This is a genomic window from Microbulbifer rhizosphaerae (assembly GCF_014191725.1).
Lineage (GTDB): Bacteria > Pseudomonadota > Gammaproteobacteria > Pseudomonadales > Cellvibrionaceae > Microbulbifer > Microbulbifer rhizosphaerae.
Map to the genome: position 1 here is coordinate 383488 of NZ_JACHWZ010000001.1, position 14341 is coordinate 397828.

General features: G+C 62.4%; 12 protein-coding genes. 8 read left to right on the forward strand and 4 right to left on the reverse strand.

Features of this window, described 5'->3' with window-relative positions; all coding sequences use genetic code 11:
• Positions 1-112: 112 nt before the first annotated feature.
• Positions 113-457, reverse strand: coding sequence for a 5-carboxymethyl-2-hydroxymuconate Delta-isomerase (locus tag FHS09_RS01585; protein WP_183455972.1), 345 nt, complete (start codon positions 455-457; stop codon positions 113-115).
• A 125-nt stretch (positions 458-582) separates the two neighbouring features.
• Positions 583-1122, reverse strand: coding sequence for a GTP cyclohydrolase I FolE (gene folE / locus FHS09_RS01590; protein ID WP_183455974.1), 540 nt, complete (start codon positions 1120-1122; stop codon positions 583-585).
• 72 nt (positions 1123-1194) lie between these two features.
• Here folE and prmB point away from each other — a divergent pair, with 72 nt between their 5' ends.
• Both prmB and aroC read left to right on the forward strand, forming a co-directional pair.
• The gene (gene prmB, locus FHS09_RS01595) at positions 1195-2112 is read left to right on the forward strand and encodes a 50S ribosomal protein L3 N(5)-glutamine methyltransferase (RefSeq protein WP_183455975.1); all 918 of its coding nucleotides are present in this window, start codon (positions 1195-1197) and stop codon (positions 2110-2112) included.
• Positions 2113-2299: 187 nt separating this feature from the next.
• A complete protein-coding gene (aroC, locus tag FHS09_RS01600) occupies positions 2300-3391 on the forward strand; it encodes a chorismate synthase (protein WP_183455977.1) in 1092 nt (363 codons plus the stop codon).
• Between the two features lie 203 nt (positions 3392-3594).
• Here the strand turns inward: aroC and FHS09_RS01605 are convergent, their stop codons facing one another.
• Positions 3595-4350, reverse strand: coding sequence for a TIGR04219 family outer membrane beta-barrel protein (locus FHS09_RS01605; RefSeq protein ID WP_183455980.1), 756 nt, complete (start codon positions 4348-4350; stop codon positions 3595-3597).
• A gap of 35 nt (positions 4351-4385) precedes the next feature.
• Positions 4386-5306, reverse strand: a complete 921-nt coding sequence (locus FHS09_RS01610) for a LysR family transcriptional regulator (protein ID WP_183455982.1) — start codon at positions 5304-5306, stop codon at positions 4386-4388.
• Between the two features lie 287 nt (positions 5307-5593).
• On the opposite strand from FHS09_RS01610, the gene leuC reads away from it, so the two are divergent.
• From leuC to FHS09_RS01640, 6 genes are all read left to right on the forward strand, one after another.
• Positions 5594-7030, forward strand: coding sequence for a 3-isopropylmalate dehydratase large subunit (leuC, locus tag FHS09_RS01615; protein WP_183455984.1), 1437 nt, complete (start codon positions 5594-5596; stop codon positions 7028-7030).
• A complete protein-coding gene (gene leuD / locus FHS09_RS01620; RefSeq protein WP_183455986.1) occupies positions 7027-7674 on the forward strand; it encodes a 3-isopropylmalate dehydratase small subunit in 648 nt (215 codons plus the stop codon). The genes leuC and leuD overlap by 4 nt, the downstream gene beginning before the upstream one ends.
• 63 nt (positions 7675-7737) lie before the next feature.
• A complete protein-coding gene (leuB, locus tag FHS09_RS01625; protein ID WP_183455988.1) occupies positions 7738-8811 on the forward strand; it encodes a 3-isopropylmalate dehydrogenase in 1074 nt (357 codons plus the stop codon).
• 97 nt (positions 8812-8908) lie between these two features.
• Positions 8909-10024: an aspartate-semialdehyde dehydrogenase gene (asd, locus tag FHS09_RS01630; RefSeq protein ID WP_183455990.1), complete on the forward strand. Its 1116-nt coding sequence runs from the start codon at positions 8909-8911 to the stop codon at positions 10022-10024.
• A gap of 122 nt (positions 10025-10146) precedes the next feature.
• Positions 10147-11145 (forward strand): Asd/ArgC dimerization domain-containing protein, encoded by a 999-nt coding sequence (locus FHS09_RS01635; protein WP_183455991.1) that lies wholly within the window; start codon positions 10147-10149, stop codon positions 11143-11145.
• 196 nt (positions 11146-11341) lie between these two features.
• Positions 11342-14233, forward strand: coding sequence for a motility hub landmark protein FimV (locus FHS09_RS01640; RefSeq protein ID WP_183455993.1), 2892 nt, complete (start codon positions 11342-11344; stop codon positions 14231-14233).
• Positions 14234-14341 lie beyond the last annotated feature (108 nt).

The window sequence follows — 14341 nt, forward strand, 5'->3', positions numbered from 1 at the left end:
CGAGAGGGACCTCGCGGACAAGCCTCCAGGGAAGGATTCACGGCGTGTCCCGCAAAAAGCCACCGGTAGCAGAGCCGCCAATCTCTAAATCGAAGCTTCCTGCGGCCAAATCTCAAAAAGGCAACCGCTTCGAATAGCACCCCGGGTCCATCTCCCGCACCTCCACCGTCACCGCCGGCACCCCGTCGGCAAACTGGCACAGGCAGTTGAACACCGCGGAACTCACTGCCTCGCGCTCCTGTTCGTTGCGGCCCTCCAGCAGGCGCACCTCGGCGTGAACGAAGCAGCCGCCCTTTTCCCCGGCGATAAAGTGATGGTAGGGCAGGGCGCGGGTCTTGATGGTGTGGGGGGCGAAGAGCCCGGTCTGGCTCAGGGCTTCCTGGGCCGCGCTCACCAGCGCGCTGATGGAGACCTTGTCCTCCAGCTTGTGGGCATATTCGATGACCAGATGGGGCATGGATGTCTCTTCCCGGCTTCGGCTTCCCTATAAAGCTTAGCGGAAGAAGGCTTAGCGGAGTCCGGGGGAGTGTGATACCAGCCGGGGGAGAAGGTGCGCCTGGCGCACCTTGGGTTTGCCCGGATTCAGCGGATCAGGGACAGGAACTCGTTGCGGGTGGCCTGGGAGGAGCGGAAGGTACCCAGCATGGCGGAGGTCTTCATCACTGAATTCTGTTTCTCCACCCCGCGCATCATCATGCACATATGCTTGGCCTCGATAATGACCCCCACGCCGGCGGCGCCGGTGACCCGCAGCAGGGTCTCGGCGATCTCCACCGTCAGCTGTTCCTGGATCTGCAGGCGCCGCGCGAACATATCCACGATTCGCGCCACCTTGGACAGGCCCACCACCTTGCCGTCGGGGATATAGGCCACATGGGCCTTGCCGATAAATGGCAGCAGGTGGTGCTCGCACAGGGAGTAGAGTTCGATATCCTTGACCAGCACCATCTCGCTGCAGTCGGAGGGGAAGAGGGCACCGTTGACCACATCCTCCACCGTCTGCCGGTAGCCGCGGGTCAGGTATTCCATGGCCTTGGCGGCGCGCGCCGGGGTATCCCGCAGACCCGGGCGTTGCGGGTCCTCGCCGATTGCTTCGATAATTCGCGCGTAGTGTTCGTTCATCTCGGTTGACTTGCGATATTGAAGGACGCGCTACCCTAAGCGTTTGTCACCCCTTAGTAAAGGACAGAGTTGATGATAGAAAAGCGTGAGGCCAGCGAACTGTGTACGGTGCTGGACTATATCCGCTGGGGAACCAGCCGTTTCAACGAGGCCGGGCTCTGGTTCGGCCACGGCACCGACAACGCCTGGGACGAGGCCCTGCTGCTGGTGATGCACGCCCTGCACCTGCCTCTGGACAGTAAGCCGGAGGTGCTGCAGGCCCGCCTGACCACGGAGGAGCGGCGCGAAGTGATCGCGCTGCTGGAGCGGAGGGTCGACGAGCGATTACCGGCCCCCTATCTCACCCACGAGGCCTGGTTCTGTGATATCCCCTTCTACGTGGACAGCCGGGTGCTGGTGCCCCGTTCGCCGATCGGCGAGCTGATTCGCGGTGAATTCCAGCCCTGGCTGCAGGGGGAGCCGCTGGCGGTGCTGGACCTCTGCTGTGGCAGCGGTTGTATCGGTATCGCCAGCGCCATGGCCTTTTCCGAGGCGCGGGTGGACCTGAGCGATATTTCTGCCGAGGCCCTGGAAGTGGCGCAGATCAATATCAACCGCCACCATCTCAACCAGCGGGTGCGCGCTGTGCAGTCGGACATGTTCTCCGGTCTTGAGGGCTGCAGCTACGACCTGATCCTGTGCAATCCCCCCTATGTGGACGCCCGCGACCTGGCGGAGATGCCTGCGGAGTACCGTGCGGAACCGGAGATCGCCCTGGGCTCCGGCGACGACGGCCTCGACTTCACCCGCAGGCTGCTGCGCGAGGCGGTGGACCACCTGCAGCCGGAGGGACTGCTGGTGTGCGAGGTGGGCAACAGCTGGGAGGCGCTGGAGGAGGCCTTTCCGCTGGTGCCCTTCGTGTGGCCGGAACTGGAGCAGGGCGGTCACGGGGTCTTTGTGATCCGCCGCGAGGAACTGCTGGCCTACCGGAAGTTTTTCAACGACCGGTGATTGGTTTCGCGGCAGCGGGTTGCGTTTCAATCCAATCACCCGCCGCCCGAATCCTCTATAATGCGCCGCTTTCCTCGGATATACCCGGGTCTCAGAGTTCAAATGGCTCAATGTGGCACTAAGCCGCCTCGAGTTTGAATTCCAGAACTAGATAAATCACTGATTGGCAGGCAGGGAATTTCACATTATGTCGGGCAACACTTTTGGCAAGCTGTTTTGCGTCACCACTTTCGGCGAGAGCCACGGCCCGGCGCTGGGCTGTATCGTGGACGGTTGCCCCCCCGGGCTGGAGATCAGCGAGGCGGATATCCAACTGGAGCTGGACCGGCGCAAGCCCGGCACCTCCCGCTACACCACCCAGCGGCGCGAGGCGGACCAGGTGAAGATTCTCTCCGGTGTGTTTGAAGGCAAGACCACTGGCACGCCCATCGGCCTGCTGATCGAAAACACCGACCAGCGCTCCAAGGACTACGCCAATATCGCCGAACAGGTGCGCCCGGCCCACGCGGACTACACCTACTGGCAGAAATACGGCCTGCGCGACTACCGCGGCGGCGGCCGTTCGTCGGCGCGGGAGACCGCCATGCGCGTGGCCGCCGGGGCCATCGCCAAGCAGTGGCTGCGCCAACAGTACGGTATAGAGGTGCGCGGCTACTTGTCGCAGCTGGGGCCCATCCGGGTGGAAAAGCTGGACTGGGACCAGGTGGGGCAGAACCCCTTTTTCTGCCCCGATGCCGACAAGGTCCCGGAGATGGAGGACTACATGCAGGCGCTGATCAAGGAGGGCAACTCCATCGGCGCGCGCATTTCGGTGCACGCCAGCGGCGTGCCCGCGGGCCTGGGCGAGCCGATCTTCGACCGTCTGGATGCGGACCTGGCCCACGCGCTGATGAGCATCAATGCGGTCAAGGGGGTGGAGATTGGTGCGGGCTTCGCCAGCGTGGAGCAGAAAGGCACGGAGCACCGCGACGAGATAACCCCTGAAGGGTTCCTCTCCAACAACGCCGGCGGCGTGCTCGGCGGCATCTCCAGCGGCCAGGACATCATCGCGCACATCGCCCTCAAACCCACTTCCAGCCTGCGCATTCCCGGGCGCAGCATCGATGTACATGGCAATCCCATCGAGGTGGTTACCAAGGGTCGCCACGACCCCTGCGTGGGCATCCGCGCGACGCCCATCGCCGAGGCCATGATGGCCCTGGTGCTGGTGGACCACGCCCTGCGCCAGCGCGCGCAAAACGGCGACGTGCAACCGGGTGTGGTGACCGTCAAGGGGTAAAACGTAAAACGCGCGTTAATCTCTGTGGATTTCGAGCGCAATCACCTTTATCGGCGAACTGGCTGCGCGCGCCGGGCGCGGAGGATGACTAAAGGGCCGGTATGATGCTGTAGGAGCGGCCGTTGGCCGCGATCGGCGGTGGTTTATATCCCGACCCGATCGCGGCCAACGGCCGCTCCTACAATCATGCGAGTCCCGAGTCCTTACAGGTGAAGATTCAGCCCCAGGTAGGGTCCCTTGATCTCCAGGTCGCTCTGCAGGGAGTCCAGCTCTTTCAGGTTCAGGGTCATCATCCGGTAGCCAGCCTCGACCGCGAAGTCCGCCGCGGGCATAAAGTCCCAGCGCACTTTGGCGGTGAAGTCGGTGTGGGAGTCGCCCCGGTAGCTGGTGCCGTTACCCTGGGCGATGATGGACCAGCCGGTGAACGGCAGGTCGAAGCGGGCCATGGCATAGGCCATGGGCAGTACACCGGCCAGCTCGATATTTTCCGTCTGGCCTTCTTCACTCGTCACTTCCAGGGCGCCGTCGTACCGGCGCGCGGTCAGGCCCAGGTCCAGGTTGACCCAGTTGTCGAGAATTTCGTAATAGAGGGTAGCATCGGTGTGGGACAGATCGATGTTCGCACTCACCTCAGTGTTTGCGCTGTAGGTCTCCTCGTCGAAAATGATATTTTCGCTCCCCAGCATGGCCGTACCGTTGGTTTCCACACTGCTGTGGGCCACCAGGATATTGGGCACCAGCGGAACCGGGTGCTCCAGTGCGGCCTGGATGAAGGTGATGTTGTCTTCCGCCAGGGAAAACTCGTCGACGTCGAAGTCGTCCACACCGAGATTGCCACTGTAGCTGGGCTGCCAGACGCCGGCACTGGCGTCGAAGCCGAGGATGGTATCGGCGCCGGCGGTACCGCTGGCCAGGGCGGCGCTTACAATCAGACTCTGGACTAGTGTTGCTTTTCTCATGGATTCTCTCCGTTATTGGGCTGCGGGGAAGTGTACTATTTTTTTCCCGCCGTGCGGTTATTCGCGCCAACCTCCTCCGCTGAAGTGTGAGTTGCTGCAAAAAGCAGTTGCCGCAAGGCGTTGGCGGCGTTGCTGAGGGTGCGCGCGCGGTGACTGATAACCCCCAGGTTGCGCACAATGTGCAATTTTTCCACTGGTAGTATCGCCAGGCTGTCGTCCACCAGGGTGCGCGGCAGCACACTCCAGCCGAGGCCCACGCCGGCCATCATCTTGATGGTCTCCAGGAAGTTGGTGGCCAGCTTGGCGGTGAGTTTCAGTCCCTGTGCGTCGAATTCACGCTTGATCAGCCGCCCGGTATAGGTGTTCAGGTCCGGCAGTATCGCCGGGTAGCAGGCCAGGTCGGAGAGGTCCAGGGTCGGCATCTGGGCCAGCGGGTGGTCCGGCGCGGCCACCACCACACAGGGGTCGGGCCAGATCACGTGGGCTTCCAGGCTGGGGTATTCCTTGAGCGCCAGGGTGACCACCGCCAGTTCGTACTCGCCGGCCATCAGCGCCTCGTAAGCCTGCTCCGAGTCCACGAAGTTGATGTCCAGCGCCACTTCCGGGTAGAGGGTGCTGAATTCTTTCAGGACCGGCGGCAGGTGGTGCAGGCCCACGTGGTGGCTGGTGGCGATACGCAGGCTGCCGCCCACGTCGGTCCCCAGGGCGCGCAGTTCCCGCTCCGCCTCGCTCACCTCGTTGAGGATGTGCCGCGCCCGGGGCAGCAGCGCCCGCCCGGCGTCGGTGAGCTGCAGTTTGCGGCCGATACGGTCGAACAGCGGTGTGCCCAACTGCTGTTCCAGGGCGGCCAGGCGCTTGCTGACAGCTGGTTGGGTAAGATGCAACTGCTCGGCGGCCTCGGAGACCGAGCCCTGTTCGGCGGTGGCCAGGAAGGCCTTCAGCCACTGGATTTCCATAGATTGGTGCCCTTGCTTGGGGGTGCCTTAAGCAGGTTAGGTGGCGGCCCTGCTGCCGGTGGCCGTTCGCTTCACAGCCTTATCGGTCTGTTTATAAGCCGCAGCCGCAGGCGCTTTTCGCGAACGGCCCCCGGCATCGGGGCCTTCGCAGTCCCGAGTCCTCAATGTATTCCAAATAGGACTCAAATCTATAATAAATATAAATTGATGTTATTCAATGCCCGGTATTAGACTTGCCTCAAATTCAGCATTCCGCATTCATCATTCCGCATTTAGAGGACACGGCCATGGCCGGGCAGACGCTCTACGACAAACTCTGGCAGGACCATCTGGTAAAGAGCCGCGATGATGGCACTGCACTGATCTATATCGACCGCCACCTGATCCACGAGGTCACCTCGCCCCAGGCGTTTGAAGGCCTGCGGCTGGCCGGGCGCAAACCGTGGCGCACCGACTCGGTGGTCGCCACCCCGGACCACAACGTGCCCTCGGACGCGGCGGAGCGCGCTGCGGGCCTGGACGGCATCCGCGATGAGATCGCCCGCCTGCAGGTGCAGACGCTGGACGAGAACTGCCGGGATTTCGGCGTGGTGCAGTTCGGCATCAACGAGCCGGGGCAGGGCATTGTGCATGTGATTGGCCCGGAAACCGGCGCCACCCTGCCGGGTATGACGGTGGTGTGCGGTGATTCCCACACCTCCACCCACGGTGCGCTGGGGGCGCTGGCCCACGGTATCGGCACCTCCGAGGTGGAGCATGTGATGGCCACCCAGTGCCTGATCCAGAAGAAGATGAAGAACATGCTGGTGCGTGTGGACGGCGAACTGGGCCCGGGCGTCACCGCGAAAGACGTGGTGCTGGCGATCATCGGCAAGATCGGTACCGCCGGCGGCACCGGCTATGCGATCGAGTTCGGCGGTTCGGCAATCCGCAAACTGTCGATGGAGGGCCGCATGACCGTGTGCAACATGGCCATCGAGGCGGGCGCCCGCGCCGGCATGGTGGCTGTGGACCAGGTCACCCTCGACTATGTGAAAGGCAAGCCCTATGCACCGAAAGGTGAACAGCGGGATAAAGCGGTGGAAGCCTGGAGCCGGTTGCATTCCGATGACGATGCGGTCTTCGATGCAGTGGTGGAGCTGGCCGCGGAAGAAATCGAACCGCAGGTGAGCTGGGGCACTTCCCCGGAAATGGTGGCACCGGTCAATGCGCTGGTGCCGGATCCGGCGGCCGAGGCGGACGCCACCCGGCGCGCCGGTATTCAGCGCGCGCTGGAATACATGGGCCTGAACGCGGGCCAGAAGATTACCGATATCAAGCTGGACCGGGTGTTTATCGGCTCCTGCACCAACTCCCGTATCGAGGATCTGCGCGCAGCGGCGGCGGTGGCCAAGGGCCGCAGGAAAGCCGACAGCGTCAAACAGGTACTGGTGGTTCCCGGTTCCCAGGCGGTAAAAGCCCAGGCGGAAAAAGAGGGCCTGGACAAGGTGTTTATCGAGGCCGGCTTCGAGTGGCGCGAGCCCTCCTGTTCCATGTGCCTGGCGATGAATGCGGACAAGCTGGGCGCGGGCGAACACTGCGCCTCCACTTCCAATCGCAATTTCGAGGGGCGCCAGGGTTACGGCGGCCGCACCCACCTGGTGAGCCCGGGCATGGCGGCGGCCGCGGCGATCGCCGGCCACTTTGTCGATGTGCGCGAAATGCAAAAGGAGGCCGTCCAATGAAGGCTTTTACCCAACACACGGGGCTGGTGGCGCCGATGGACCGCGCCAATGTGGATACCGACCTGATTATTCCCAAGCAGTTTTTGAAATCCATCAAGCGTACCGGCTTCGGTCCCAACCTGTTTGACGAACTGCGCTACCTGGATGAAGGCCAGCCGGGACAGGACTGTTCCAAGCGGCCGCTGAACCCGGAGTTTCCGCTGAACTTTCCGCGCTACAAAGGCGCCTCGGTGCTGTTGGCGCGCAAGAATTTCGGTTGCGGTTCCAGCCGGGAGCACGCCCCCTGGGCCCTGGACGACTACGGCTTCCGCGCGGTAATTGCGCCGAGTTTTGCCGATATCTTTTTCAACAACTGCTTCAAGAACGGTCTGCTGCCGATCGTGCTGGAAGAGGCTGTTGTGGATCAGCTGTTCCAGGAGATGTACGCGCAGGAAGGCTATGAGCTGACCATCGATCTGGAAAAACAGCAGGTGGTGAAGCCGAACGGGGACACTATCGCGTTTGAGGTGGACGGCTTCCGCAGGCACTGCCTGCTGAACGGCCTCGACGATATCGGCCTCACCCTGGAAGACGCGGATGCGATCCGTGCCTATGAAGCCAAGCGCCGCGAGCAGTCGCCGTGGCTGTTTGACGCGGTCAAGTAATGGCCCTTGCAGGAGCCTGCAAGCAGGCTCCTACAAGGCTCCGATTAAATTTAAGGGACAGATGTGAGCAAGAAAATCATGATCCTGCCCGGCGACGGCATAGGCCCGGAAATCGTCGAACAGGCACTGGCGGTGCTGAGCGCCGCGGACAGTAAATTTGGACTGGACCTGGAATTCAGCGAAGGCCTGATCGGCGGCGCCGCTATCGACGAATACGGCGAGCCGCTCACCGATGCCACCCTGGAGGCGGCGCGCCAGTGTGATGCGGTGCTGCTGGGCGCCGTAGGCGGACCCAAATGGGACAAAGTGGAGCCGAAAATCCGTCCGGAAAAAGGCCTGCTGAAAATCCGCAGCGGCCTGGGCCTCTACGCCAACCTGCGCCCGGCGATTCTCTACCCGCAACTGGCTGAGGCTTCCAGCCTTAAACCGGAAGTGGTATCTGGATTGGATATCCTGATCGTGCGCGAACTCACCGGCGGTATCTATTTCGGCGAGCCGCGGGGTATCCGAACCCTGGATAACGGCGAGAAGCAGGGTTTCAACACCTACGTCTACAAAGAGTCGGAAATCGAGCGCATCGCGCGCACCGCCTTTGAGGCCGCGCGCAAGAGAAACGGCAAGCTGTGCTCGGTGGACAAGTCCAACGTGCTGGAGGTCACCGTGCTCTGGCGCGAAGTGCTGGATCGCCTGGCGCCGGAGTACCCGGATGTGGAGCTGTCTCATATGCTGGTGGACAACGCGGCCATGCAACTGGTGCGCGAGCCCAAGCAGTTCGATGTGATGGTCACCGGCAATATGTTCGGGGATATTCTCTCCGACGCCGCCGCCATGCTCACCGGCTCCATCGGCATGCTGCCGTCCGCGTCCCTGAACGAGAGCGGTTTCGGCCTCTACGAGCCCTGTCACGGATCCGCGCCGGATATCGCCGGCCAGGGAATAGCCAATCCGCTGGCGACCATCCTGTCCGCGGCGATGATGCTGCGCTACTCGCTGAATGGAGGGAAGGCCGCCGATGCGATCGAAGCGGCTGTCAGCAAAGTTTTGGATGAGGGGCTGCGCACCGCGGATATCAACACCGATGGTTGCAAAAAGGTATCCACCGCAGAAATGGGCGCGGCAGTGGTGGCCGCTTTCTAGTGCTGGGAGCGCCGAGCCCCAGCTCGGCACGCGGGCCGAAGGCCCGCCTACACGCGAGCACCCCAAACTCACGACAGAATTTCAAAGGTCAGATGCAATGCAAAAAGTAGGTTTTATAGGCTGGCGCGGTATGGTCGGCTCCGTACTGATGGAGCGCATGCGCGCGGAAAACGATTTCGCCCATATCGCCGAGCCGGTGTTTTTCTCCACTTCCAATGCGGGTGGTGCAGCACCGGATATCGGCCGCGAGCTACCGCCCCTGGGCGACGCTTACGATATCGACGCCCTCGCGGAGCTGGACGCCATCGTCAGTTGCCAGGGTGGCGACTATACAAAAGAGATTTTCCCCACGTTGCGCGAACAGGGCTGGAAGGGCTACTGGATCGACGCCGCCTCCAGCCTGCGCATGGAAGACGACGCAATTATCGTGCTGGACCCGGTCAACCGCGATGTGATCGATCGCGGTATCGACGCCGGGGTGAAAAACTTTATCGGCGGCAACTGCACCGTCAGCCTGATGCTGATGGGGCTGGGTGGGCTGTTCAAGGCCGGCTTGGTGGAGTGGGTATCCGCGATGACCTACCAGGCCGCGAGTGGTGCCGGTGCAAAGAATATGCGCGAGCTGATCTCGCAGATGGGTGCCATCCGCGACGGCGTGGCCGGCGAACTGGCAGATCCGGCCAGCGCCATTCTGGAACTCGACCGCAAGGTTGCGGAAAACATGCGCAGCGGGGATTTCCCCTCCGCGGAATTCGGCGCACCCCTGGCCGGCAGCCTGCTGCCCTGGATCGACACCCAGTTGGAAAACGGCCAGAGCCGCGAGGAGTGGAAAGCACAGGTGGAGGCCAACAAGATTCTCGGCACCGATTCCACCATTCCGGTGGACGGCACCTGCGTGCGCATCGGCGCCATGCGCTGTCACAGCCAGGCGTTTACCGTCAAGCTGAAAAAAGATGTGCCCGTGTCTGAAGTGGAGCAGTTGATCGGCGCCGCCAATGACTGGGTAAAAGTGGTCCCCAACGAGCGCGAGGCCAGTCTTCAGCAGCTGACCCCCACCGCGGTCACCGGCAAACTGGATATCCCGGTGGGCCGCCTGCGCAAGCTGAACATTGGTCCCGAGTACCTGTCCGCCTTTACCGTGGGCGACCAGTTGCTCTGGGGTGCCGCGGAGCCGCTGCGCCGGGTGCTGCTGATTTTGCTGGGCAAACTCTGACCCGGAATTCCCCGCCGGTGTCGCAAAAAACCGCCCCGCATTGTCGGGGCGGCTTCCCCCCTCTCTCTCCGCGGGTATAATCGCCCCGCTTTTACCCCGCCAGCCATCCGAAGTGAGTTGTTATGACGGAAGCCTCCCGCGAACTGGTAATCGTCGGCGTAGACAGCGCCGCCTTTGCCCCCCTGCTGGAAATACTCGAAGAGCGCAAGACTGTGCAGCCGGCCCAGCTTCGCTTGCTGGAAGAAGAAGAGGAGGGTATGGCGGACCCTCAGGTGTTTGCCAATCGCAGCATCCCAGTGCAGTCACTGGAAAAATTCACCTTTGCCCCGGAGCAGGTGGTGGTGCTGTTGAGGGGCGGTGAGGCCGTGCAGGCGGCGCTCGCCGCGGCGGAGGCCGCCGGTGCCTGGGTTCTGGACGGCGCGGATAACACCCGCGGCGATGAGAGTGTGACTCTGCTTCATCCATTGTTGAATCCCCAGGATATCGACTCCGCAGAGCGCAAACTGCTGGCGCTGCCCACGCCGGGCGCGGCGATGGTGGCAGAGGCCTTGTTTCCACTGCGCGGGCAGTTGCAAGCCGTGGAAGTATTACTGAACCAGCCGGTGTCTGCGCTGGGCAAAGCCGCGGTGGATTCCATGGCCGCGCAGACTGCGCGCCTGTTCAGCGGCCAGGAGCCGGAAGTGGACCCCGAGATTGGCCAGCGCCTGGCATTCAACCAGCTGAGTGCCAGCGAACCACTGCTTTCCAGCGGCCACAGTCTCGGCGAACTGGCGCTGGTGCACGATCTTCGCCGGCTGCTCGGCGACAGGGTTGCGGTGGATGCCAGTATCAATACTGCATCGGTGTTTCACGGGCAACTGGCCAACCTACGCATTGTATTGAAAGAGGAAGTGGCCCTGGATAAGTTGGGCGCACTGTTGCGCAACGGTGCGCGTCTTCAATTGATGGAACGGCCTTCGGCGCAGGACGCGGTGGGCGGTGAGGCGACCTTGATCGGACGCTTGCGGCAGAGTCTGCTCAGCAAACACCAGGTTAATTTTTGTACAGCATCAGATAATCTGCGTAAAGATGTGGCAATGAACTGCGCACAGATTGTTCACTTGTTGCTAAAAAACCACTGATAATTAATACTTAGCCGCCATAGTGAAGGTTTCTTCTTAACTTCGTTTAAATGGGGATGGCGAGTGATTCGCCCCGGGATGGAAGTCTGTCGTTACGACAATCGTTCCATTGAACGTTTACTGTACAGTGATGGGGTTTTCTGAAGGTGCACATTTCGGAAATGCCCGGTGATTCTAACAATAAAGGGAATCGGATATGCGTGTGCGAAAGCTGGCACTAGCGGTTGGTCTGGTCAGCGCACTGGGTGGCAACGCGGCTCTGGCGCTTGGGCTGGGTGAGATCAAGCTGAACTCGACCCTCAATCAGCCTCTCGATGCAGAAATCAAACTGCTGCAAACACGCGGTCTCGGCGACAACGAAATCAAGGTGCGCCTTGCCGGCCACGAGGATTTTGAACGGGCGGGCGTGGACAGGTCCTACCTGCTCAACGAACTGAAATTTGATGTGGACTATTCCGGTGGCGAGCCGGTGATCCGCATATCCAGCCGTGTTCCCATTCGCGAACCCTTTCTGAACTTCCTGGTGGAGACCCGCTGGCCCAGCGGCCGGTTGCTGAGGGAATACACCCTGCTGATGGATCTGCCAGCCTTCTCCGGCGAAATCGCGCAACAGCCGGTGCGCGCCGCCGAGCGGGAGCGTCAGCAGGTCCGCCGCCAGGCGCCGGTGCAGAAACCCCTCGAACAGACCCGGACCGAACCGGTGCAGGCGCAGCAAGCCCCCGAACCTCGGGAGCAGCAACCGCCGACCGTGGAGCCGGAAGTGCAGCAACCCGTGGCGGAGGAGCCGCTGGAACTGCGCCGTGAGATACAGACCGCCCAGGTTCAGGAAGACGGCGGCAGCCGCGTGTACGGCCCGGTGGCCGCCAACCAGACCCTGTGGGAAATCGCTGCCGACAATCGCGTCGGTGGCGATCTTTCTGTACAGCAGACCATGCTGGCGATCCAGCGCCTCAATCCCGACGCATTCATCAACGACAATATCAACCTGCTGAAGCGGGGGGCGGTGCTGCGGCTGCCCAGTGCCGAGGACGTGCGCGCGCTCACCCTTACCGAAGCCATTGCCGAAGTGGCCTCGCAGAACGAATCCTGGCGCCAGCGCTCGGGTGCTGAACCCGCCACCGGGGCTCCGCTGGACGCGCGAGCCGCGACCGAGGATGCTCCCGCCGCCGAGAGTGTCGAAGGCCGGGTGAGCCTGGCCGCGCCGGGGGACAACGAGTCCGTCCTGTCCGGTTCCGGCAGCGGCACTGGGGACAGCGAGGCCCTGGCCGGCGAGTTGACGGTTACCGAGGAGGAACTGGACAAGTCGCGCCTGGAAAACGAGGAGCTGCAGGAGCGCATCTCGGAGCTGGATGAACAGATCGACACCATGGAGCGCCTGGTAGAGGTCTCCAACGAAGAAATGCAGGCCGTGCAGGCCGCCGCCGAACAGTCCGGCTCCGAAGAGGAGGCCGTTGATGGCGCTCCGGAGGAAACCGAGGAGTTCGCTGAAGCGGAAACCGCTACCGGGGAGGAAGAAGCTCCGGTGGAAGAGGAAACCTCCGAGGAAGAGGTGGAAGCGGGCAGTAACCGCAACCGGATGGTAACGGTGCAGACCCAGCCGGAGCCCACCCTGGTGGACCGGCTGATGGACAATATCCAACTGATAGGGATCGCTGCGGGCGCCCTGTTGATCGGTCTGTTTGCTTTCTTCACCTGGCGCCGCCGCAAAGAGGAAGAGGAGGCCATACGCCAGGTTGAAGCGGAGATGGCCGCCGAGCGCACCCTGGCCACGGCGCCGGAACTCAGCGCGGCGGACGAGAACCTGAGCGCTGTGGAAAACGTGCAGGTCGAAGACAATTTCGACCTGGACCAGTTGGATGACGTGGATACCGGCGATCCGGTTTCGGAAGCGGAAATCCACCTGTCTCTGGGCCAGTACGGCGACGCGGAGAACAAGCTGCTGGCCGGCCTGGAAACTGCGCCGGACAACGTGGAGGCTCGCCTGATGCTGCTGGAGGTGTACGCGCACCAACAGAGTATCGACAAGTTCGACGATCACTATCGCCAATTGCTCAGCGTCAGCGACGGCCCGGTAGCGGACCGCGCCGCGCGCCTGCGCGAGAGTATCGCCGGCGCGCCGCCGTTCGAGGCGCCGGCGATGGATTTCTCCAGCGAATCCCTGGAGGCCACGCAACTGGACGACATCAGCGCTTCTTTTGAAGATGATTTCTCCAGCGCGAGTTCCTCCTCCGGTTTCGAAAGCTCTTCTTCTTCCGATTTCGAAAGTGAAGGGGAGGGCGACAGCTCGCTGCTGGACGACCTGACCATGGACCTGTCCTTCGACAGCGGCAGCGATACCGCCGGTGATGACGACGGGGAATTCACCCTGGACCTGGAGCTGGATACCGATCTGGGTGACGATACCACCGACGAGCGGGAATCCGAATCCGAGGGTGAGGAATTCAACCTGGACGACCTGATGTCCGGTGGAGAGCTGGACCTCGGCGACATGGATGGGGGCTCCGACAGCGCTGAGCCCGAGCAGATTGCGGAGAGCGACGACGGCGGGTTGGATTTCGACCTGGATCTCTCTCCCATGGAGGACGCCGGCGCTGCGGAGCTGGAAGATTTCTCAACCTCCTCTGAAATTGCTTCGGAGGACGACCTCGGAGATCTCTCCCTGGACGACCTGGAGAGTTTTGGCGGCGAGCTGGACGGTGGCCTGGACCTGGACTCCATCGACCTGGATGATATTGCCGGTCTGGATGGGTCCCTGGCCGCGGAGAGCGATACCGACGTCGCCGTGGCCGAGGAAAAGCCACCGCAGCCACAACCCCAGCCGAAACAGTCCGCAGTCCAGGAGCCCGCCGCAGAGCAGGACGCATCGGCGGACCTGGGCGACCTGAGCTTCAATCTGGAGAGCGACCTGGACTCCGAACTGAACCTGCTCGAGGGCAGCGACGAGATCAGCACCAAACTGGAACTGGCACAGGCCTACCTGGACATGGGTGACAGGGAGGGCGCCAAGGACATTCTCTCCGAGGTAGTGGAGGAGGGCGGCGACGAACACAAGCGCCGCGCGAAGGAGATGCTGGAGCGGATGGCGTAAGGCCCGCTTCCCGCCCCAAAAACCTCGCACTGGCTGCGGGGTTTTTTTATTTTGGGAGACGGGATTCAGACCCGCTGCCCGCTACCGGTTGTAGGAGCGGCCGTTGGC